Below are 21,589 nucleotides of genomic sequence, written 5' to 3' on the forward strand. Positions count from 1 at the left end.
GGGTGCTCGCGCAGGGCGCGGCGGTTCTGTGTGCCGGGGCCGCGCTGTGGCGGGTGGCCGAGCGGGAACGCGGGCTGCGCAGGGCGAGGGCGGTGCTGGCGGGCGTGGGCTTTCCCGCCGGCGTGGGGACTCCGGCGCGTACCGGGCCGTCGTGGCGGGGCCTCGGCGAGCGGTGGTGGGCCGTGGCGCGGGGACGGCGCGCATGGCTGTGCCTGCCTTTGGCGGTGGTGCTCTCGCTTCTCGGGGAGTCGCCGCTGCCGCTGGCGGCGGGGCTGGTCGCGGTGCCGCTGGTGGGGCGGAAGCTGCGGGCGGTGACGGCCCGGAAGGAGCGGGAGGCGCGGGCCGACGCGGCGATGGCCCTGTGCGGTGCGATCGCGGGGGAGCTGAGAGCCGGCCGTCAACCGGCGCAGGCGCTGGTCTTCGCGGTCGGCACGACCGGGGCGCTGAGCCCGCACGAGGAGACAGCGGTGCTCGCGGCGGCGCGCTTCGGCGGAGACGTGGCGGAGGCACTGCGGCGGGCCGCCCGGCGGGACGGCGCCGACGGACTGGCCGGTCTGGCGGCCTGCTGGCAGGTCGCCGTGGACGGCGGCGCGGGGCTGGCCGCAGGGCTCGACCGGCTGGAGGCCGCGCTTCGGGAGCACCGGGACCAGCGGGAGCGGATGAGAGCGCAACTGGCCGGCGCCTGGGCGACGGTGACGGTCCTCGCCGTCCTGCCGGTGGTGGGGCTCGCCCTCGGTACGGCGCTCGGAGCCCGACCGCTGCACGTCCTGCTGCACACGCCGGTCGGGCTGGGCTGTCTGGCCGTCGGCGCGGCTCTGGAGGCGGCCGGTCTGTGGTGGGCGGCGCGGATCGTCCGAGGAGGGGAGCGGGTGTGAGGGCTGTTGTGGCGCTGGTGGAGGAGTTCGGGCCCAGGGCGGGGATGGTGGCCGGGCCGGCCGGCGGGGCCGTCTGGGCGGCCTGGGCGGTTGCCGACCGGCGACGCGAGCGACGGACACGGAAGCGGCTCGCGGCATTGCTGGAAACCGACCTCGGGCGGGAGCGGCGAGGTCCGGTGAGGGTGCTGCCGTGGGCGCGCGGGTGGGCCCTGCCGTTCGTCGCGGCGCTCACTGGATGGGTGCTGGTGGGCGGAACGGCCGGCCTCCTGGTCGCGGTCGCGGCGGCCTGGGGGGTGTGGCGGTGGAGCGCGCGCCGCTGCTCTGCGGTGCCGGACGACGGGGAGGCCGCTCGCCAACTGCCTCTCGCCGCCGATCTGCTGGCGGCCTGCGTGTCGGCCGGAGCGGGGCCCGGAGAGGCCGCGGAAGCGGTGGGCGGCTCGCTGGGAGGCCCGGTCGGTGAGCGCCTTTCGCGGACGGCGGCGGAGCTGCGCCTCGGCGGCGAACCGGCCGAGGTGTGGCGGAGGTTCGGCGCGATACCCGGCGCCGAGGGCCTGGCCCGCTGCCTGGAAAGGGCTGGCTCCTCCGGGGCGCCCGCCGCGGAGGCCGTGTCGAGACACGCGGCCGATCTGCGGGCGGACCGGGCGCGGAGGGCGGCGGCCCGGGCGCAACGGGCGCAGGTGCTGATCACCGCGCCCGTGGGGCTGTGTTTCCTGCCCGCCTTCCTGGCGGTCGGAGTGGCCCCGGTGGTGATCGGGCTCGCCACCGGACTGCTGCGGGCCTGACAGAAGTGCACATCAAGACGTCAAGACGAAGAACACCTCAGGGGGTTGGCATGAAGTACGTGAGCACGTGGTGGCGGGCCCGATGGGCGGCCAGGTCGGACGCGGGGATGACCACGTCCGAGTACGCGATGGGAACGATCGCGGCGGCGGCCTTCGCGGCCGTGCTCTACAAGATCGTGACGAGCGGGTCGGTCTCCGGCGCGCTGGAGTCCGTGATCGGAAAGGCGCTCGATGCGCCGTTCTGAGGACCGGGGCGCCGTGACCGTGGAGGCGGCCATGGCCCTCCCGGCCCTGGTGGTGTTCACCATGGCCCTGGTCTGGGCACTCGCGGCCGCGGCGGCGCAGATCCAGTGCGTGGACGCGGCCCGGGCCGGGGCACGGGCGGTGGCCCGCTCCGAGCCGGTCACCGCCGCTGAGGCCGCCGCACGGGCGGCCGCCCCTGGTGGGGCCAGGGTCTCGGTGACCCGGTCGGGGGAGCTGTGGCGGGTGACGGTGGAGGCTCCGGCCCCCGGGCCGGGGGGCCTGGGGCTCACCCTCCGCGCCGGAGCGGCGGCTCTGGCCGAGGACGCGGTGGGGGTGAACCCACCATGAGCGGGAGCGGGTGTCTCCCGCCGGCGGGACGGAACCCCGGCCGGAGCAGCCGTAAGGCCGGCCGCACCCGCCCCGCGCCGCGGCCGTCCGTGCGGAAGTGGCGCGTCCCACGGCCGGGGGCCGGGGACGAGGGGATGGCGACGGTGTGGACGGCGTTCGTGGCCTGTGCGCTGTGCGTGGTTTTCGGCGCGGTGCTCGCCCTCGGGCAGGCCGTGGCCGCCCGGCACCGAGCGGGTGGGGCCGCGGACCTGGCCGCGCTGGCCGCCGCCGACCGGGCCCTGGGGGATGAGCGCAGCGCCTGCGAGGCGGCGGCACGGGTGGCCGGCGCCCAGGGGGCCGCCCTGGTGCGGTGCTCCGTGCGGGGCGATGTGGCGGACGTGACGGCGGCCGTGGCCCTCGGGCCGTACAGACCGGCCGTCAGGGCCCGGGCGGGGCCTGCGGGGCCTCCTGAGGGCCTGTGGGGGCCTCCCGCAGCAGTTCCGTGAGGAGGCGTACGGCACCGCGCTTGTGGAGCGGGTCGTTGCCGTTGCCGCACTTGGGGGACTGGATGCACGACGGGCAGCCCGCCTCGCACTCGCAGGCGGCGATGGCCTCGCGGGTGGCGGTAAGCCACTCCCGTGCCGTGTGGAAGGCCCGCTCGGCGAAGCCCGCGCCACCCGGATGGCCGTCGTAGACGAAGACGGTCGGCAGCAGGGTGTCGGGGTGGAGCGGGACGGAGACGCCGCCGATGTCCCAGCGGTCGCAGGTGGCGAAGAGCGGCAGCATGCCGATCGAGGCGTGCTCGGCGGCGTGCAGGGCACCCCCGAGGATCTCCGGGTTGATCCGGGCGGCGTCCAGCTGGTCCTCGGTGACCGTCCACCACACGGCCCGGGTGCGCAGGGTGCGGGGCGGCAGGTCGAGCTTGGTCTCGCCGAGCACCTCGCCGGTCATCAGACGGCGGCGCAGGAAGGAGACGACCTGGTTGGTGACCTCGACGGAGCCGTAGCAGAGGCGGCCGGCTCCCCAGGGGATCTCGGTGTCGGTCTCGAGGACGGAGATGGAGGTGGTGTCACGGGCGGTGGTGGAGTACGGAGGACTGGCCTCCTCGACCAGGGCCACGGAGTCCTTCAGGTCCAGGTTCCGCACCAGGTAGGTGCGGCCCTGGTGGAGGTGGACGGCGCCGTCGTGGACGGCGGCGTGGGAGGCGGCCTCGTCGACCGTGCCGAGGAGGCGGCCCGTACCGGCCTCGACGATCTGGACCGGGTTGCCGCCCCCGCCCCGGATGTCGGTCAGGTCGGCGGCCCGCTCACGCCGGGTCCAGTACCAGCCGGAGGAGCGCCGGCGCAGCAGCCCGGCGGCCTCCAGCTGAGGCAGCAGCTCGGGGACGGCCGGGCCGAAGAGGGCCAGGTCGCTCTCGGTCAGCGGGAGCTCCGCGGCGGCGGCGCACAGATGGGGGGCGAGGACGTAGGGGTTGTCGGGGTCCAGGACGGTCGATTCCACCGGCTGCTGGAAAAGGGCCTCGGGGTGATGGACCAGGAAGGTGTCCAGCGGGTCGTCGCGGGCGACCAGGATCGCGAGGGCGCCCTCGCCGGAGCGGCCGGCCCGGCCCGCCTGCTGCCACAGGGAGGCCCGGGTGCCGGGATAGCCGGCGATCACGACGGCGTCGAGGCCCGAGACGTCCACGCCCAGCTCCAGGGCGGTCGTGGCGGCCAGGCCGAGCAGTTCGCCCGAGTGCAGGGCGCGCTCCAGGGCCCGGCGTTCCTCGGGGAGGTAGCCCCCGCGGTAGGCGGCGACCCGGCGGGCCAGGGAGCGGTCGACCTGGGCAAGACGTTCCTGGGCGATGACCGCGATCAGCTCGGCGCCGCGTCGGGAGCGGACGAAGGCGACCGAGCGGACGCCCTGGACGGTCAGGTCGGTCAGCAGGTCGGCGGTCTCCGCGGTGGCCGTGCGGCGCACCGGGGCGCCCTGCTCGCCCTGGAGCTCGGTCAGCGGCGGCTCCCAGAGGGCGAAGACCAGCTCCCCGCGCGGGGAGGCGTCGTCGGAGACCTCCGAGACCGGCAGGCCGGTCAGGCGGCCCGCGGCGAGGGCCGGCTCGGCCGAGGTGGCGGAGGCGAGGAGGAAGACCGGATCCGCGCCGTAGCGGGCGCAGACGCGGCGCAGGCGGCGCAGCACCTGGGCGACGTGAGAGCCGAAGACGCCCCGGTAGGTGTGGCACTCGTCGATCACGACGTAGCGCAGGGAGCGCAGGAAGGAGGACCACCTGGGGTGGGAGGGGAGTATGCCCCGGTGCAGCATGTCGGGGTTGGTCAGCACGTAGTTGGCGTACTGGCGCACCCATTCGCGTTCCTCGACCGGGGTGTCGCCGTCGTAGACGGCGGGCCGGATCCGGTTGCCGAGCGGGGCGGCCAGCTCGCGCACGGCGCGGCGCTGGTCGGCGGCCAGGGCCTTGGTGGGCGCGAGATACAGGGCGGTGGCGCCCCGACCGTTCGCGGCCTCCGAGCCGTCCAGGAGGGTGCTGAGGACCGGTGTGAGGTAGGCCAGCGACTTGCCCGAGGCGGTGCCGGTGGCGATCACCACGGATTCGCCGTCCAGGGCGCGCTCGGCGGCCTCTGCCTGGTGGGCCCAGGGGTGCTCGATTCCGGCCGCCTGAATCGCGCCGATCACTTCCGGCCGGATGCGATGCGGCCAGACGGCATGCCGACCCGCCCGGGCGGGCAAGTGCTCCGTATGAGTGATGCGCGCGGCCCGGCTCTCGCCCGACGAGAGCCGGTCGAGAACCATGGCGGGGGAGGGGCGGCTGCCCATGTCTCCCGCTGTTCGACTGGGGCGGTGATTCTTGGCCATCGGCACCGAGTGTGTCACTGGCGTGACGGACAATGCTCCCAAGGCGTCGTGCATGGCTGCTGGTAAGTGATTGAATGCCATCGCGGCTGGCGTTCCGTCCCCCCGACTCCGCCGGGGAGACCCGAGGGGCGACCGCTCGATAGCAAGGTGCTGGAGGATCCGTGGACCTGTCCCTGTCGACTCGCAATGTGTCCGGCCCGAGTGGCGACCGTACGGTCGTCGAGGTCGGTGGCGAGATTGATGTGTATACCGCGCCCAAGCTGCGCGAGCAGTTGGTCGAGTTGGTGAACGACGGCAGCTACCACCTGGTTGTCGACATGGAGGGCGTGGACTTCCTCGACTCGACCGGCCTCGGTGTGCTGGTGGGTGGCCTGAAGCGCGTGCGCGCGCACGAGGGCTCGTTGCGCCTGGTCTGCAACCAGGAGCGCATTCTCAAGATTTTCCGGATCACCGGTCTGACCAAGGTGTTCCCCATCCACACCTCGGTCGACGAGGCCGTCAACGCCACCGACTGACGGCCCGCCGCGCGGGAAACCGCCGACGTCGGAAGAAGGGTCAGGAGGGCCGGGCTGTGACGCCCGGTTCTCCGAGCTGCCCACCCATACGTTCCTAGGGGGACCGCATGGCCACCGTTGAACTCCGTTTCAGCGCCCAGCCCGAGCACGTCCGCACGGCCCGCCTGGTGGCGGCCGCGGTGGCGCGCCGGGCCGGGGTCGACGAGGCGGTCCTCGACGAGGTCAGACTCGCCGTGGGCGAGGCGTGTTCCCGCGCGGTCGGCCTGCATCGCAGCAACGGGGTCCTCACCCCCGTCCGGGTCGTGCTGACCGAGGAGGAGAAGTCCTTCTCCATCGAGGTCGGCGACGAGGTGCCGGGCGCGGGGGTGGCGGCGGCCGATGCCGTCGGTGTCCCCGGGGCGCGCGACGAGGCGCCGGCCGAGGAGTTCGACGACGCCGACGGAGAGGACGAGATGGGCCTCGCGGTGATCCGCGGGCTCGTCGACGACGTCGAGGTGAGAGCGGGCGAGGAGGGCGGAGTGATCCGCATGACCTGGCCGACGACGCCGGCCGTCGCACTCCCCTGACCCGCACGCCCGCGACACGCACGCACCCGACACGCGTCGCACCACCGACCGGATCATGAGAGAGGCCCTGCCGAGCAGGGCCTTTTTTCATTTCTTCCGATCATGCATTCATGCGGCAATGCTTTTGCCTCATTACTGCTTTCGGCGGTACATGTGAGGTATTAGAGAATTCCGATGGCGGCGCCCTGTTTTGATCAGGATCCGCTCCTTACAATCCGTCCACATCTTGACCTCGCAACGTCAAGGAGGACGAATGGCGGGTCTTGCAGCCGCGGTGCTCACTGAAGAGAACCGCGTGATCGTGATCGTCGTCGCAGCCATCGCGCTCGCGGCACTGGTCGTCGCCCAGCTCCTGGTGCGCCAGGTACTGGCCGCCGGTCAGGGCACGGATTCCATGAGGAAGATCGCCGCCGCCGTGCAGGAGGGCGCGAACGCCTACCTGGCACGTCAGTTGCGGACTCTCGGGATCTTCGCCGTCGTCGTGTTCGTCCTGTTGATGTTGTTGCCGGCCGACAACTGGTCGCAGCGCGCAGGGCGTTCGCTGTTCTTCCTGGTGGGTGCGCTTTTCTCGGCGGCCACCGGATACATCGGCATGCGACTCGCCGTTCGGGCGAATGTGCGCGTGGCCGCCGCGGCCCGGGAGGCGACACCGGGGCCGGGTGAACCGGAAAAGGATCTGACGGCCGTCTCGCACAAGGCCATGAAGATCGCTTTCCGTACCGGTGGCGTGGTCGGCATGTTCACCGTGGGCCTCGGCCTGCTCGGTGCCTCGTGCGTCGTCCTCGTCTACGCCGCCGACGCGCCCAAGGTCCTCGAAGGCTTCGGCCTGGGCGCCGCGCTCATCGCCATGTTCATGCGCGTCGGCGGCGGCATCTTCACCAAGGCCGCCGACGTCGGCGCCGACCTCGTCGGCAAGGTCGAGCAGGGCATCCCCGAGGACGACCCGCGCAACGCCGCCACCATCGCCGACAACGTGGGCGACAACGTCGGCGACTGCGCGGGTATGGCCGCCGACCTCTTCGAGTCGTACGCCGTCACGCTCGTCGCCGCGCTCATCCTGGGCAAGGCGGCCTTCGGCGACGTCGGCCTCGCCTTTCCCCTGATCGTGCCGGCGATCGGCGTGGTCACCGCGATGATCGGTATCTTCGCGGTCGCCCCGCGGCGCGCCGACCGCAGCGGAATGACCGCCATCAACCGTGGCTTCTTCATCTCCGCGGTGATCTCGCTCGCCCTGGTCGCCGTCGCCGTCTACGCCTACCTGCCGTCCTCCTTCGCCGACCTCAAGGGCGTCACCGAGCCCGGCATCCAGGCTCACGGAGGCGACCCGCGTGTCTTCGCCCTGGTGGCCGTGGCCATCGGCATCGTCCTGGCCGCGCTGATCCAGCAGCTCACCGGCTACTTCACCGAGACCACCCGGCGGCCGGTCAGGGACATCGGCAAGTCCTCGCTCACCGGCCCGGCCACCGTCGTCCTCGCGGGCATCTCCATCGGCCTGGAGTCCGCCGTCTACACCGCCCTGCTGATCGGCCTCGGCGTCTACGGGGCGTTCCTGCTCGGCGGCACGTCCATCATGCTGGCGCTCTTCGCGGTCGCCCTGGCCGGTACCGGCCTGCTCACCACGGTCGGCGTGATCGTCGCCATGGACACCTTCGGCCCCGTCTCCGACAACGCCCAGGGGATCGCCGAGATGTCCGGTGACGTCCAGGGCGCGGGCGCCCAGGTGCTCACCGACCTCGACGCCGTCGGCAACACCACCAAGGCCATCACCAAGGGCATCGCCATCGCCACCGCCGTCCTGGCCGCGGCGGCGCTCTTCGGCTCGTACCGTGACGCGATCGCCACGGCGGTCGCGGAGGTGGGGGCCAGGGCCGCCGAGACCAACCTCTCGATGGACATCTCCCAGCCCAACAACCTCTTCGGGCTGATCCTGGGCGCCGCGGTCGTCTTCCTCTTCTCGGGGCTCGCGATCAACGCGGTGTCGCGCTCGGCGGGAGCGGTGGTCTACGAGGTGCGACGGCAGTTCCGCGAGCACCCCGGGATCATGGACTACACCGAGCAACCCGAGTACGGGCGCGTGGTCGACATCTGCACCAAGGACGCGCTGCGCGAACTCGCCACGCCCGGGCTGCTCGCCGTGATGGCGCCGATCGCGGTCGGTTTCTCGCTCGGGGTGGGGGCGCTCGGCGCGTACCTCGCCGGAGCCATCGGCACGGGCGCGTTGATGGCCGTCTTCCTCGCCAACTCCGGTGGGGCGTGGGACAACGCCAAGAAACTCGTCGAGGACGGCCATTACGGCGGCAAGGGCAGCGACGCCCATGCCGCGACGGTCATCGGCGACACCGTCGGCGACCCGTTCAAGGACACCGCCGGACCGGCCATCAACCCGCTGCTGAAGGTGATGAACCTGGTCGCCCTGCTGATCGCGCCCGCCGTGGTGCAGTTCAGCTTCGGCGACGACGCCAGCCCGGGGCTGCGGGCGGCGATCGCGGCCCTCGCGATCGTGGTCGTCATCGGCGCGGTCTACGTCTCCAAGCGCCGTTCGGTGGCCGTGGGTGACGAAGACGACTCCGCCGAACGGTCCGGCACCTCGTCGGGCGCGCCGGTGGCTTCGTAACCCCCGCTCAGAGTGCGGGCGGGCGGCGCGTGTTGACGTGCCGCCCGCCCGTCGCTCGGGGCGCGTTCTGGGGAGCGTGAGGTGTCTTTCCCTGGTGCGAATGGCTGCAATCAGGGATGAACCGGTCGCACGAAAGGTGGATGTCGCCCGCTCGGCGTGTATGTTCCGGGGCCGAGAGCCTTGGAAGGGACCGATCCGGTGAACAAGAAGCTTGCGGCCGCACTGTCCGGCGGCGCGGTACTCGTGCTCGCGCTGTCCGGGTGCGGCGACGACGGCGACAAGGTGAACGACTGGGCCAAGACGGTCTGCGACCAGGCGAAGCCACAGATCCAGAAGCGTGCCAACGCCCAGCAGCTCATCATCTCGACGGCTGCCGACGGGAAGCCGGCCGACATCCAGGCCGCCGACTCGAAGGCGTTCCAGGACATCGCCGACGCGGACCGGGCGCTCGCGAAGGCCATCCAGGGAGCCGGAGCGCCGCCCGTCGACAACGGCGAGAAGATCCAGCAGGACGCGGTCAGGGAGCTCAACTCCACGGCCGTGGCGTACGAGGGGCTGAAGAAGCAGGTCGACGCGCTCGACCCGGGCAACCAGCAGAAGTTCGCGGACGGTCTGCAGGGGGTCGCCGACGGCCTGAAGAAGATCGAGAAGATGGACCAGGACGCGCTGGCCAAGCTGCAGTCCGGCGAGCTGGGCCAGGCGATGGCGAAGCAGCCGGGCTGCCAGAAGGCGACGCCTTCGGTCGCGCCGAGCCCGGCCTCGCCGAAGGGCGGTTCGACGCCGTCGTCCAAGCCCTCGGAGAAGCCCGCGGACAGCAAGCCCTCGGCCTCCGCGAGCAAGAAGAAGGCCGAGTAGCGCCAGGTACCGCCGGAGGCCGCGCCGAGGAGCGGCCTTCGCGGGGTCTCGCCGAGTGGACGCGGAGACCCGTGCGGGCGGGGCGCTCGGGGCGATGTCGGTGGCGGCGGTCACAATGGAGTGGTGAGTACGACCAGCCTGACCGCCGCCCTTCCGGCGCCCGCACACGCCGCCCGCCTCCGCGAAGCCCTGCTCGCCGCCGACTTCACCGCCGACGGCCTGCTCGAGCTCCTCGGCGCCCCCGCCTACGCCGCCCTCGCCCGCAGCGAGACCGTGCCCGCCCTGCGCGCCACCCGCGGCCACTCCCCGCTGGAGACGCTCGTACGGCTCTTTCTGCTCCAGGGGGCAGTCCCCGCCGAGCGCGCCGGCGCCGCGCTGCCGCTGAAGGAGGCGCTGGCCGACGGCTGGATCGAGGAGTCGGACGGCGAGATCCGGGCGACCGTCGACGTACGGCCGTACGGCGGGCCCGAGGGCCAGGACTGGTTCATCGTCTCCGACCTCGGCTGCGCCGTCGGCGGAGCCGGCGGTATCGGCAAGAAGGACGAAGGGGTCGTCCTCGGCGTCGGCGGGGCGTCCACGACCCTCGCCGGCATCACCGTCCGTACGCCGGTGTCCTCCGCGCTCGACCTCGGCACCGGCTCCGGGATCCAGGCGCTGCACGCCGCCCAGCACGCCACACTGGTGACCGCGACGGACCTGAACCCCCGCGCGCTCGGCTTCACCCGGCTCACGCTCGCCCTCTCCGGGGCCCGCGAGGCCGAGCTGCTCCAGGGTTCCCTCTTCGAGCCGGTCGACGGCGACACGTACGACCTGATCGTCTCCAACCCGCCGTTCGTCATCTCCCCCGGAGCCCGGCTCACCTACCGCGACGGCGGGATGGGCGGCGACGACCTGTGCCGCACGCTCGTGCAGGAGGCCGGGGAGCGGCTCAACGACGGCGGGTACGCGCAGTTCCTCGCCAACTGGCAGCACGTCGAGGGTGAGGAGTGGCAGGACCGGCTCCGCTCCTGGGTGCCGCGCGGCTGCGACGCCTGGATCGTGCAGCGCGAGGTCCAGGACATCACCCAGTACGCCGAGTTGTGGCTCCGCGACAGCGGCGACCACCGGGAGGATCCGCAGCGGTACGTCGAGCGGTACGGCGCGTGGCTCGACGAGTTCGAGGCGCGCGGGACCAAGGCCGTCGGCTTCGGCTGGATCACCCTGCGCAGGAACCCGGCCGTCGTCTCCGGCGCGGTCGAGCCGTCGATCGTGATCGAGGAGTGGCCCCACCCGGTCGAGCAGCCGCTGGGCGACACCGTGCGGGCGCACTTCGAGCGCCAGGACTATCTGCGGGCGCACGACGACGCGTCCCTGCTCGCCGAGCACTTCATCCTCGCCCCCGAGGTGGTGCAGGAGCAGGTCGGCCTGCCCGGCGCCGAGGACCCCGAGCACGTGGTGCTGCGGCAGAACCGGGGCATGCGGCGCGCCACCAAGGTGGACCACGTCGGCGCCGGGTTCGCGGGCGTGTGCGACGGGTCGCTCAGCGCGGGGCGCATCCTCGACGCGATCGGGCAGTTGACGGGGGAGGACCCGGTGCTGCTCCGGGACCGCACCCCGCAGGCGATCCGGCTCCTCGTCGAGGAGGGCTTCCTGCTCCCGGCCGGCGAGGGCCGGGAGGGCTGATCCGGATCGAGCGGGACGAGACCTCGCCCGGCGGGACCAGAATCGCGCTCAGCCCCCTGCGGGACGCCTTCTGCTCGATCCACCTCGCTCTGCCGCACCGGCGCCCTCCCCGCCGTACCAGGAGTGGGCCGGGCAGGCGCGCGAGGTGTTCCGGGAGGACGAGCGGACCGGACCGTACCGCTGCGCGCGCTGGTCGCCGAGGGGCCGTACGAGGTCCCGCCTTCCTGCTGCCCCGTCGCGTCGGCACGGCCGACGTCCACGAGGAGCTCGACCTGCCGCGCTCCATCGATGCGGAGTGCGTCCGCGAGCAGGTGACGGTCTGCTACCCGGGGATGGCCGACCAGCCCTTCGTCCAGCCGTATCTGAAGGACCCGCAGGCGACCTGCGCGGCGCTCGCCGACGCGTACGCGGCCTACTGAGAAGGGGCGGATCGAGCCGTACTGGCCGGCCGTGCGCCGCCTCGTCGAGGACGGAGCCCAGGCGCGGGCGAGGGCCGTCGCCGCCGAGGGGATCGAAGCGCTGTTCGGCGGACTCGAGCCGCGGGGCCGCCGGCAGCGGCCGGTACGCGAACGGACCAAGCACCACGAGGCGGAGCACGCGGCGGGGGAGCGGCGCCTGGTGCTCGTGCCGCTGGTCTTCGCGGAGCGCTGTCCGCTGGACTCGACGGACGGCCCCGAAGTCCTCGCGGTCACCTTCCAGGCCGGGCGCCACTGCCCTGCGCGAGCCGGCCGAGCCCGTCGCCGAGGACCGGCTCGGACCGATGCCCGGCCGCGGCTGCACGACCGTCCTGCGGAGCTGGGCGGCCCGCTGACCACCACCGGCCTCGCCGACCGGCTCGGGCTCGTGCTCGGCACGACGGGGCTGCTGCTCGCCGCCACCTTCGTCCTGCTGCGTAACGCCGACGCGCCGGCCGCCCCGCCGACACGCCCGTCCGGCTGCTGTCCGGGCCGCTCGTGCCGATCGGTGGGCTGCCCGCATGGACACATCCGATCCCCTGGGCGCCGCCCAAGGACCTGGGGGCGCGCGGGCGGTTCGCGCGGCGGCCACCGGCGGTGCCGTGGCCGGCCCGCTGCTCGGCGCCGCCGCGCTGGGCTGCGCGTATGCGCCGGCGCCGTTCACGTCCTGGGGCGCGTCGAGCGGCGGGCGCGCGCAGCGGCCCCACCCTCGCCCTCGCCTGAAAGGCCGTCAGGGATGTCATCGGAGAGGTCACCAGAGGTGTCACCGCAGAGGTTCCGTTTCCGCGCGTCGCCCGGCTCGTCGTGGTCGGCGGAGCCCTCTCCCACCGGGCCCTGTCCAACTGGACGACTCCGCCCATGCTCATCGGGACACCGCTGGTCGGGCCGTTGCGGCAGGTCTTCTTCCTCTTCTCCCTCGGGCGGGAACTCGGCGTCGTCGACGACCGGTTCCATTTCGTCGGCGATGCCGTGCCCGCGACCTCCGCCTCCTGCGTGTACGGCGGCACGACGGCGATCGCCGCCGAGCGCCGGTTCGGCACGCTGGGCGCCGTCCTCCTCCCGCCGCGCCGCCGGGTTCCGTTGGGGGCCGGTCGTGCCCTTCCGTACGTCCTGAACGGGGTGTTCGCCTTCCGTCCTCACCGCCGCCGCGCTGGTGTTCGACCTGGCCGTGTCCGCGGGCGCTCGCTGCCCGGGCTCGCCCTCGGGCTGCTCGCGGCGACCGGGGCCTGCCCGGCCTTCGGGCTTGCCCTGGCGGCGCTCGGGCTGCGTTTCCGTGACGTGTTCCTGGTGTCGAACGTGGCGAGCCCGGTGCTGCTGCTGATGACCGGGCCCGTCGTGCCCCGCGAGACGCTGCCGGAGTGGATGCGGACGGCCGGCGAGCCGCTGCCGCTGACCCACGCGCCCGAGGCGGCGCCCGGGCTGACCGGCCGGGGCCTCGACGGGGCACTGCTCGGCGCCGAGCTGCCCGTGGGCGCCGGGCACGGGGCCCACGCCGTGGCGTTGCTCGCCCTCTTCGAGCGGGGCGGCAGACGCCGGGCGGCCCCCCTCGATGTGATGAGACACATGCGGTGTGGCGGATGTGACGGATGCGACCCGGGCGGGTGGCAGGTGAGTACCGGCCATCTTCGTGAACCCGGGCGGGAGCCCCCGCGCCGTTCACCCGGAATTCGCGCCCACGACGCCGGGAGGTGCCAGCCTCTGCGGGAGGGGCGACCTGCGCACGACGGATGAACGGGGTACGGACATGGAGAGCGGGCCCGCGATCTTCGCCGGGACGGCGTTCGCGCTGTTCGGGGCCGCGCTGCTGCTGTGGACCGGGGTGCGGGTGGCGCATCGTGAGCCCGTCGCGCACGGAGTCGCCACGGCGGCGGCGATCACGCTGACGACGGCCTTCGGTGCCGCCTTCCTTCTTCTCGGCGTCTGGTGCTTCGGACGGCTCTGACGAGAGCGCCGCGCCGCCCCGACGGGAGCACGGCGCACCCCCTCGCCCCGCCCGGCCGGAGGTCCGGGCGGCAGGAATGGCAGGACTCGGGTTACCGTTCGAGTGGCCGTTGCGGGCTTTCGCCGTTTGACACGGGGGCGGGTTGTACCGTCACACTCCGCAGCGACGGCAGCGTCACCGCAGGTGCCGCTGCCGCACGTGCCAGCACCGTACGTGCCACCGAGCGTCGACCGGAGAGAAGAGCGAAGTTGTCCCCGACCAGCGAGACCGCACAGGGCGGCCGCCGACTCGTCATCGTCGAGTCGCCTGCCAAGGCGAAGACGATCAAGGGCTACCTCGGCCCCGGCTATGTCGTCGAGGCGAGCGTCGGGCACATCCGCGACCTCCCCAGCGGCGCCGCCGAGGTGCCCGAGAAGTACACCGGCGAAGTGCGCCGTCTCGGTGTCGACGTCGAGCACGACTTCCAGCCCATCTATGTCGTCAACGCCGACAAGAAGGCGCAGGTCAGGAAGCTCAAGGAGCAGCTGGCCGAGTCGGACGAGCTCTTCCTCGCCACCGATGAGGACCGCGAGGGCGAGGCCATCGCGTGGCACCTCCTCGAGGTCCTGAAGCCCAAGGTCCCGGTCCACCGGATGGTCTTCCACGAGATCACCAAGGACGCGATCCAGGCCGCCGTCGCCAACCCGCGCGAGCTGAACCAGCGGATGGTCGACGCGCAGGAGACCCGCCGCATCCTCGACCGTCTCTACGGCTACGAGGTCTCGCCGGTCCTGTGGAAGAAGGTCATGCGCGGCCTCTCCGCCGGCCGCGTCCAGTCCGTCGCCACCCGGCTCGTCGTCGAGCGTGAGCGCGAGCGCATCGCCTTCCGCTCCGCCGAGTACTGGGACCTGACCGGCACCTTCTCCACCGGCCGGGCCGGTGACCCCTCCGACCCGTCCTCGCTGGTCGCGCGCCTGGCGACGGTCGACGGCAGCCGGGTCGCGCAAGGCCGCGACTTCGGATCCGACGGACAGCTGAAGACCCAGAACGTGCTCCACCTCGACGAGGAGCAGGCGCGGGCGCTCGCCGCCTCGCTCGCCGACACCTCGTACGGCGTCCGCTCCGTCGAGTCCAAGCCGTACCGCCGCTCCCCGTACGCCCCCTTCCGGACCACGACCCTCCAGCAGGAGGCGAGCCGGAAGCTGGGCTTCGGCGCGAAGGCGACCATGCAGGTCGCCCAGAAGCTGTACGAGAACGGCTTCATCACGTACATGCGTACGGACTCGACGATCCTGTCCGACACCGCCGTCGCGGCGGCCCGGGCGCAGGTGACGCAGCTGTACGGCGCCGACTACCTGCCCGAGAAGCCGCGGGTGTACGCCGGCAAGGTCAAGAACGCGCAGGAGGCGCACGAGGCGATTCGCCCTTCGGGTGATCGTTTCCGCACCCCGGCGGAGACCGGCCTCACCGGCGACCAGTTCCGGCTCTACGAGCTGATCTGGAAGCGGACCGTCGCCTCCCAGATGAAGGACGCGACCGGCAACTCGGTCACCGTGAAGATCGCCGGCACGGCGGCGGACGGCCGGGACGTGGAGTTCAGCGCCTCCGGCAAGACGATCACCTTCCACGGCTTCATGAAGGCGTACGTGGAGGGGGCCGACGACCCCAACGCCGAGCTCGACGACCGTGAGCGCCGGCTGCCGCAGGTCGCCGAGGGCGACGCGCTCTCCGCCGAGGAGATCAGCGTCGACGGCCACGCGACCAAGCCGCCGGCCCGCTACACCGAGGCCTCGCTCGTCAAGGAGCTGGAAGAGCGCGAGATCGGCCGCCCGTCGACGTACGCGTCGATCATCGGCACGATCCTGGACCGCGGCTACGTCTTCAAGAAGGGGACGGCGCTCGTGCCGTCGTTCCTCTCCTTCGCCGTCGTCAACCTGCTGGAGAAGCACTTCGGCCGGCTCGTCGACTACGACTTCACCGCCAGGATGGAGGACGACCTCGACCGCATCGCGCGCGGCGAGGCGCAGGCCGTGCCGTGGCTGAAGCGCTTCTACTTCGGCGAGCGCGGCCAGGAGGGCGCGTCCGGCGGGGCCGCCGACGCCGGGAACGGCGACGGCGACCACCTCGGCGGGCTCAAGGAGCTGGTGACCGACCTCGGTGCGATCGACGCCCGGGAGGTCTCCTCCTTCCCGGTCGGCGACGGCATCATGCTGCGCGTCGGCCGCTACGGCCCGTACGTCGAGCGCGGTGAGAAGGACGCGGAGGGGCACCAGCGCGCCGACGTCCCCGAGGACCTGGCCCCGGACGAGCTGACCGTCGCGTACGCCGAGGAACTGCTGGCCAAGCCCAGCGGCGACTTCGAGCTGGGCGTCGACCCGGTCAGCGGCAACCAGATCGTGGCCAAGGACGGCCGGTACGGCCCGTACGTCACCGAGATCCTGCCCGAGGACACCCCGAAGACCGGCAAGAACGCGGTGAAGCCGCGGACGGCGTCGCTCTTCAAGTCGATGTCGCTCGACACGGTGACCCTGGAGGACGCGCTCAAGCTGATGTCCCTGCCGCGCGTGGTGGGCACCGACGCGGAGGGTGTCGAGATCACCGCGCAGAACGGCCGCTACGGCCCGTACCTGAAGAAGGGCACGGACTCGCGGTCGCTGACGGACGAGGAGCAGCTCTTCACGATCACGCTGGAGGAGGCGCTCGCGATCTACGCGCAGCCCAAGCAGCGTGGGCGGGCGGCGGCCAAGCCGCCGCTGAAGGAGCTGGGCGTCGACCCGGTCAGCGAGAAGCCGGTGGTCGTGAAGGACGGCCGCTTCGGCCCGTACGTGACCGACGGCGAGACCAACGCGACCCTGCGGACCGGGGACAGCGTGGAGACGATCACGCCGGAGCGCGGGTTCGAGCTGCTGGCGGAGAAGCGGGCGAAGACGCCGGCGAAGAAGACCGCCAAGAAGGCGCCCGCGAAGAAGGCCACGGCGAAGAAGACCGCCGCGAAGAAGACGACGGCGGCCAAGACCACCGCCGCGAAGAAGACCGCCGCCAAGAAGACGACGGCCAAGTCGACCGCGGCCAAGAAGACGACGGCCGCGAAGAAGACGGTGGCGGCGAAGCCGGAGGCGTAGCACCTGGAAGCCGGGGCAGACGGGGCGGAGGCGGTTGCCTCCGCCCCCGACGTTTGTTCGGGTGGAGGCCACAGGGAGTGAAGGGGTCCGGATAGGGTGGACGGATGACGCGAGCAGAGCAGCCAGAGTCCGATGCCGCCCTTGTCGCAGACTCCCGCGAGCGCGCCGTCCGCGCGCTTCTGCGCCACCAGCCTCTTCGACGGCTCTGGAGCGCGCAGTTCGTCGGAGGGACGGGGGACGCTCTCGCCCTCCTCGTCCTGGTGCTGCTGGGGTATCAGACCGCCGTGTCCGAGGGAGCCCTCGGAGGCGGGTACCGGGGCGCGGCGCTCGCCGTCGCCGCCGTGGTCGGCACACGCCTGCTGGCCTCCGTGCTCTTCGGCGCAGTCCTCCTCGGTCCGCTCACCGCGCTGACCGCGCCCGGCGGACCGCTCGACCGGCGCTGGACCATGATCGGAGCCGACGGGCTGCGGCTCGCGCTCCTCGTGGCCGCGCCGCTGTGGATCGACTGGACCCCGGACAAGGCCCTGTGGTTCCTGCTCGGCACCGTCTTCGTCACGGGCGCGGCCGAGCGGCTGTGGACCGTCGCCCGGGAGGGCGCGGCCCCCGCGCTGCTGCCCGCCCCGCCGCTGGAGGGCGCCACCGTACGGCCCCTGCCCGACCACCTGGACGCCCTGCGCCGGCTGTCCCTGCGGACGGGATTCCTCGCGGTCCCGGCCGCCGCCGCCGTGCTGCTCGTCGCCACGCTGATCGGCAACCTCCTCGGCACCGGCGTCGACTGGTTCTCGCTGCACCAGGCCGCCCTCGGCGCCTACGTCGCCGCCGGTCTGTTCGCCGCGTCCCTCGCCGTCCTGTACGCCGTCGAGCTGCCCGGCGGGCAGACGCCGAGGCCGCGCTCGCCCCTGGAGGGCCTGCGCCGCCCGTCGGCGGAGAAGGGCCGTACGGGTGTCGTCCCGCTGCTCGTCCTCGCCTGCGCCACCGTCGCCGCCGCCGTCGCCGCCGCCGCGGCGGTCGCCGTCCTGCACGCCCACGACCTCGGCGGCGGGCCCGTCACCTTCGCGCTGCTGATCCTCCTGCTCAGCGGCGCCACCGGCGTCGGCATCCGTACAGCCGGATCGGTGCTCCCCGCGCTCTCCCGCCGCCGGCTCCTCGCCCTCGCGATCGCCCTCACCGGCATCGCGCTGCTCGCGATGGGCCTGGTGCCCGACACGGCGACCGTCCTGTTCCTCGCCGTGCTCGCCGGATACGCGAGCGGTGTCGCCGCCAACACCGGCCACATCCTCATCGACCAGGAGACCGAGGAGGCCCGGCGCCCCCGGGTGACCGAGCACCTCCAGGCCGTCGCCCGGGTCGCCATGGCGCTCGGCGCGCTCGGCGCCCCGCTGCTCGCCGCCGCCATCGGGCCGCACCGCCTCGCCTCCGGCAGCTTCGTCTTCGCCCACGGCGGCGCCGCCTTCACTCTGATGCTCGTCGGCGCGCTGTTGCTGCCGGTCGCCGCCCTCGTCCTCGCCAAGACCGACGACCGGGCCGGCGTACCGCTGCGCCGCGATCTGCGCGACGCGCTGCGTGGCGCCGATCCCGTCCAGGCGCCGGCCGCGACCGGCTTCTTCATCGCCCTGGAGGGCGGTGACGGCGCCGGCAAGTCCACGCAGGCGGAGGCGCTCGCGGAGTGGATCCGCGCCAAGGGCCACGAGGTCGTCGTCACCCGCGAGCCGGGCGCGACACCGATCGGCAAGCGGCTGCGTTCGATCCTGCTGGACGTCTCCTCGGCCGGACTCTCGAACCGCGCCGAGGCGCTGCTGTACGCCGCCGACCGCGCCGAGCACGTCGACTGCCTGGTCAAGCCCGCCCTGGAGCGGGGCGCGGTGGTCATCTCCGACCGGTACATCGACTCGTCCGTCGCCTACCAGGGCGCCGGACGTGACCTCTCCCCGACCGAGATCGCCCGGATCAACCGCTGGGCCACGGGCGGGCTCGTGCCGCACCTGACCGTGCTGCTCGACGTCGCGCCGGAGACCGCGCGGGAGCGGTTCACCGAGGCCCCGGACCGGCTGGAGTCGGAGCCGCCGGAGTTCCACGCGCGCGTGCGGGCCGGCTTCCTCGCCCTGGCCGCCGGCGACCCGGGCCGCTACCTCGTCGTCGACGCCGGCCAGGAGCCGGAGGCCGTCACCACCGTCGTACGCCACCGGCTCGACCGGATGCTTCCGCTCTCGGAGGCCGAGGTGAAGGCCCAGGAGGAGGCGCGGCGGAAGGCCGAGGAGGAGGCGCGGCGACGGGCCGAGGAGGAGGCCGCGCGCAAGGCGGAGGAGGAGCGCCTGGAGCGTGAGCGCCAGGCGCAGCTCGCCAAGCTCCGTGCCGAGGAGGAGGAGCGCAGGCGCCGCGAGGAGGAAGAGGCGCGGCAGCGCGAGGCCGAACGGCAGGCGGAGGAGGCGCGTCGGCGGGCCGAGGAGGCCCGGCTGGCCGCCGAGGAGGAGCGCAAGCGGCGCGAGGCCGAGGAGAAGGCCCGCCGCGAGGAGCAGGAAAGGCTGCGCAAGCAGGCCGAGGAAGAGGCCCGGCTGCGCGCGGAGGCGGAGGAGCGCCGCCGCGAGAAGCAGCGCAAGGCCGAGGAGGCGCTGCTGCGGGCCGAGGAGGCGCGCCGGCTGGCCGAGGCCGCTGCGGCGAAGGCCGCGGAGGAGGCGGCACGGAAGGCCGCAGCCGAGGCGGCGGAGAAGGCCGCCCGGGAGTCCGCCGCCGCGAAGGCCGCCGCAGAGGCGCGAGCGGCCGAGGCCGAGCGGGCCGCCGAGGTGGCCAGGGCCGCGGAAGCCGCGCGTGCGGCGGAGGCCGAGCGTGCCGCGGAGGTGTCGCGGGCGGCGACGGTGTCGGCGAACGAGATCACCGTTTCGACGCCGATCGTGAAGCCGGAGGACATCCGCCCCGGGACGGCGAAGGGCGGCGCGGGCGATTCGGGTGCGAGGGACGCGAGGGATGCGGGTGCGGAGGATGCGGAGCGGGTGCTCCGGCCCGACGACGTGACGCAGACGGTCCCGCGGTTCTCGCCGGGCGAGATCACCGTCCCCACGCCGATCGTGAAGCCGGAGGACGTCCGGCCCGAGGAGGAGACGGCGGTTCTGCGGCCGGTGCGGGACGCGGACGAGACCGCCGTGCTGCCGCCGGTGCGGGACGCCGACGAGACGGCTGTGCTGCCGCCCGTACGGAACGCCGATCCGGTCGACCGGGTGCCGCCGGGCTTCTTCCGCGACGAAAAGTCCGACGGGTCGGCCGACCGGACGCGGGAGCTGCCCCAGCTCGACGAGCAGGGCCGCCCGCGACGCCGCTCCGACTGGGCGGAGGAGACCCCGCTCGACGACCTCCCGACCCTGGCGGACGAACTGCTCGGCCCGCATGACGACGAGGACGGCCGGCGCCGCCGCTAGGCCGTGGCGGCGGTCGGCCCGGTCGACGGGTCGGTATTCGACGGGTCGGCGGTGGTGCCAGGCGGGGGTGTCGGTCAGGTGCTCCACAATGGAGGGCGTACCTGAGGAGGGCACATGGCCGTATGGGACGACCTGGTCGGACAGGAGCGGGTCGCGGAGCAGCTCGGCGCCGCCGCGCGGGACGCCGACGCGCTCGTGACCGCCCATGCGGCCGGAGGGCCCGAGCCCGACGCGTCCAGCATGACCCACGCCTGGCTCTTCACCGGCCCCCCCGGCTCCGGCCGGGCGACCGCCGCGCGCGCCTTCGCCGCCGCGCTGCAGTGCCTCAGCCCGGACCGGGCGCTGGGCGGAGTGCCGGGCTGCGGGTTCTGCGACGGCTGCCACACCTCCCTCGTCGGGACGCACGCCGATGTCGAGGTCATCCGGACGGATCTGCTCTCCATCGGCGTGAAGGAGACCCGCGAGCTCGTCCGGCGCGCCCAGCTCTCGCCCGCCGGCGGTCGCTGGCAGGTGATCGTCATGGAGGACGCCGACCGGCTCACCGAGGGCGCGGGGAACGTCCTGCTGAAGGCGGTGGAGGAGCCCGCTCCGCGCACGGTCTGGCTGCTCTGCGCGCCCTCCCTGGAGGACGTGCTGCCGACCATCCGCTCCCGCTGCCGCCACCTGACCCTGCGTACGCCCCCGGTGGAGGCGGTCGCCGACGTGCTCGTACGGCGGGACGGCATCGACCCCCAGGTCGCCGCGGCGGCCGCCCGCGCCACCCAGGGTCACATCGACCGCGCCCGGCGGCTCGCCACCGACGAGCGGGCCCGTGCCCGGCGGGCGGTGGTGCTCAAACTGCCGCTGCGGGTCGACGACGTCGGCGGCTGCCTCAAGGCGGCCCAGGAGCTGATCGACGCCGCGGGCGAGGACGCCAAGCAGGTCGCCGACGAGGTCGACGTCAAGGAGACCGAGGACATGCGGGCGGCCCTCGGCGGGGGCCAGGGCGGGCGGATGCCGCGCGGCACGGCCGGGGTGATGAAGGACCTGGAGGAGCGGCAGAAGCGGCGCAAGACGCGTACCCAGCGCGACAGCCTGGACCTCGCCCTCACCGACCTGACCGGCTTCTACCGCGATGTGCTGACCCTCCAGCTGCGGGCGCGGACGGCGCTCGCCAACGAGGACGTACGGGACGCGGTGGAGCGGATCGCCCGGGACACCACCCCGGAGCGGACCCTGCGCCGGATCGAGGCGGTGCTCGCCTGCCGCGAGGCACTGGACCGCAACGTCGCCCCGCTGCTGGCGGTGGAGGCGATGACGATGGCCCTCCGCGACTAGGGGGGCTTGTGGATCAGTGCGCAGATCGTGATCCAGGCGGATGTCCACAGGCAGGGGTACCGACTGGACACCGAACGTACT

The 21,589-nt window shown here is 73.4% G+C and carries 16 protein-coding genes; 15 read left to right on the plus strand and 1 reads right to left on the minus strand.

The genetic code is table 11. The features are described 5' to 3' along the window. Positions 1 to 2: 2 nt before the first annotated feature. From IE136_RS05815 to IE136_RS05835, 5 genes are all read left to right on the plus strand, one after another. The gene (locus tag IE136_RS05815; protein WP_229818645.1) at positions 3 to 875 is read left to right on the plus strand and encodes a type II secretion system F family protein; all 873 of its coding nucleotides are present in this window, start codon (positions 3 to 5) and stop codon (positions 873 to 875) included. A gap of 44 nt (positions 876 to 919) precedes the next feature. Then, the gene (locus IE136_RS05820; RefSeq protein WP_189599770.1) at positions 920 to 1,657 is read left to right on the plus strand and encodes a type II secretion system F family protein; all 738 of its coding nucleotides are present in this window, start codon (positions 920 to 922) and stop codon (positions 1,655 to 1,657) included. 50 nt (positions 1,658 to 1,707) lie between these two features. Next, positions 1,708 to 1,902 carry a DUF4244 domain-containing protein gene (locus tag IE136_RS05825; protein ID WP_158988320.1) on the plus strand — a complete coding sequence of 65 codons (195 nt, stop codon included), beginning with the start codon at positions 1,708 to 1,710 and terminating at the stop codon, positions 1,900 to 1,902. Further along, positions 1,889 to 2,248 carry a TadE family type IV pilus minor pilin gene (locus tag IE136_RS05830; RefSeq protein ID WP_158988319.1) on the plus strand — a complete coding sequence of 120 codons (360 nt, stop codon included), beginning with the start codon at positions 1,889 to 1,891 and terminating at the stop codon, positions 2,246 to 2,248. Before IE136_RS05825 ends, IE136_RS05830 begins: the two co-directional genes overlap by 14 nt. 134 nt (positions 2,249 to 2,382) lie before the next feature. Further along, positions 2,383 to 2,733, plus strand: coding sequence for an Rv3654c family TadE-like protein (locus IE136_RS05835; RefSeq protein ID WP_189599699.1), 351 nt, complete (start codon positions 2,383 to 2,385; stop codon positions 2,731 to 2,733). Here the strand turns inward: IE136_RS05835 and sftH are convergent. Beyond that, complete coding sequence (sftH, locus tag IE136_RS05840) at positions 2,666 to 5,152, minus strand: DEAD/DEAH box helicase (protein ID WP_158988317.1); 2,487 nt, start codon at positions 5,150 to 5,152, stop codon at positions 2,666 to 2,668. The genes IE136_RS05835 and sftH overlap by 68 nt on opposite strands. An 80-nt stretch (positions 5,153 to 5,232) precedes the next feature. On the opposite strand from sftH, the gene IE136_RS05845 reads away from it, so the two are divergent. The 10 genes from IE136_RS05845 (at position 5,233) to IE136_RS05895 (ending at position 21,508) form a co-directional block, all read left to right on the plus strand. Next, complete coding sequence (locus IE136_RS05845; RefSeq protein ID WP_158988316.1) at positions 5,233 to 5,586, plus strand: STAS domain-containing protein; 354 nt, start codon at positions 5,233 to 5,235, stop codon at positions 5,584 to 5,586. A 107-nt stretch (positions 5,587 to 5,693) separates the two neighbouring features. Next, entirely contained in the window at positions 5,694 to 6,152 is a 459-nt protein-coding gene (locus tag IE136_RS05850) for an ATP-binding protein (protein ID WP_158988315.1), read from the plus strand. Positions 6,153 to 6,405: 253 nt separating this feature from the next. After that, positions 6,406 to 8,766 (plus strand): sodium-translocating pyrophosphatase, encoded by a 2,361-nt coding sequence (locus tag IE136_RS05855; protein WP_158988314.1) that lies wholly within the window; start codon positions 6,406 to 6,408, stop codon positions 8,764 to 8,766. 198 nt (positions 8,767 to 8,964) lie between these two features. Next, positions 8,965 to 9,621 carry a small secreted protein gene (locus IE136_RS05860; RefSeq protein ID WP_158988313.1) on the plus strand — a complete coding sequence of 219 codons (657 nt, stop codon included), beginning with the start codon at positions 8,965 to 8,967 and terminating at the stop codon, positions 9,619 to 9,621. A gap of 123 nt (positions 9,622 to 9,744) precedes the next feature. Further along, the gene (locus tag IE136_RS05865; RefSeq protein ID WP_189599700.1) at positions 9,745 to 11,283 is read left to right on the plus strand and encodes a DUF7059 domain-containing protein; all 1,539 of its coding nucleotides are present in this window, start codon (positions 9,745 to 9,747) and stop codon (positions 11,281 to 11,283) included. A 1,313-nt stretch (positions 11,284 to 12,596) separates the two neighbouring features. Beyond that, the gene (locus IE136_RS05875) at positions 12,597 to 13,469 is read left to right on the plus strand and encodes an ABC-2 transporter permease (protein ID WP_189599701.1); all 873 of its coding nucleotides are present in this window, start codon (positions 12,597 to 12,599) and stop codon (positions 13,467 to 13,469) included. Between the two features lie 13 nt (positions 13,470 to 13,482). Then, entirely contained in the window at positions 13,483 to 13,680 is a 198-nt protein-coding gene (locus IE136_RS05880; protein ID WP_189599702.1) for a hypothetical protein, read from the plus strand. 248 nt (positions 13,681 to 13,928) lie between these two features. Then, complete coding sequence (topA, locus tag IE136_RS05885; RefSeq protein WP_158988310.1) at positions 13,929 to 16,781, plus strand: type I DNA topoisomerase; 2,853 nt, start codon at positions 13,929 to 13,931, stop codon at positions 16,779 to 16,781. Positions 16,782 to 16,885: 104 nt separating this feature from the next. Next, a complete protein-coding gene (tmk, locus tag IE136_RS05890) occupies positions 16,886 to 20,191 on the plus strand; it encodes a dTMP kinase (RefSeq protein ID WP_189599703.1) in 3,306 nt (1,101 codons plus the stop codon). 114 nt (positions 20,192 to 20,305) lie between these two features. Further along, entirely contained in the window at positions 20,306 to 21,508 is a 1,203-nt protein-coding gene (locus IE136_RS05895; RefSeq protein WP_189599704.1) for a DNA polymerase III subunit delta', read from the plus strand. The last annotated feature ends 81 nt before the right edge of the window (positions 21,509 to 21,589 follow it).

Source organism: Streptomyces lateritius, from assembly GCF_014649715.1.
GTDB lineage: Bacteria > Actinomycetota > Actinomycetes > Streptomycetales > Streptomycetaceae > Streptomyces > Streptomyces lateritius.

Excerpts from the sequence above, each read along its gene's own strand:
- IE136_RS05820 (WP_189599770.1), top strand. The coding sequence starts at position 920 with ATGGTGGCCGGGCCGGCCGGCGGGGCCGTCTGGGCGGCCTGGGCGGTT.
- sftH (WP_158988317.1), bottom strand. The coding sequence starts at position 5,152 with ATGGCATTCAATCACTTACCAGCAGCCATGCACGACGCCTTGGGAGCA.
- tmk (WP_189599703.1), top strand. The coding sequence starts at position 16,886 with ATGACGCGAGCAGAGCAGCCAGAGTCCGATGCCGCCCTTGTCGCAGAC.
- IE136_RS05875 (WP_189599701.1), top strand. The coding sequence starts at position 12,597 with ATGCTCATCGGGACACCGCTGGTCGGGCCGTTGCGGCAGGTCTTCTTC.
- IE136_RS05895 (WP_189599704.1), top strand. The coding sequence starts at position 20,306 with ATGGCCGTATGGGACGACCTGGTCGGACAGGAGCGGGTCGCGGAGCAG.
- IE136_RS05835 (WP_189599699.1), top strand. The coding sequence starts at position 2,383 with ATGGCGACGGTGTGGACGGCGTTCGTGGCCTGTGCGCTGTGCGTGGTT.
- IE136_RS05830 (WP_158988319.1), top strand. The coding sequence starts at position 1,889 with ATGCGCCGTTCTGAGGACCGGGGCGCCGTGACCGTGGAGGCGGCCATG.
- IE136_RS05825 (WP_158988320.1), top strand. The coding sequence starts at position 1,708 with ATGAAGTACGTGAGCACGTGGTGGCGGGCCCGATGGGCGGCCAGGTCG.
- IE136_RS05855 (WP_158988314.1), top strand. The coding sequence starts at position 6,406 with ATGGCGGGTCTTGCAGCCGCGGTGCTCACTGAAGAGAACCGCGTGATC.
- IE136_RS05880 (WP_189599702.1), top strand. The coding sequence starts at position 13,483 with ATGGAGAGCGGGCCCGCGATCTTCGCCGGGACGGCGTTCGCGCTGTTC.
- IE136_RS05850 (WP_158988315.1), top strand. The coding sequence starts at position 5,694 with ATGGCCACCGTTGAACTCCGTTTCAGCGCCCAGCCCGAGCACGTCCGC.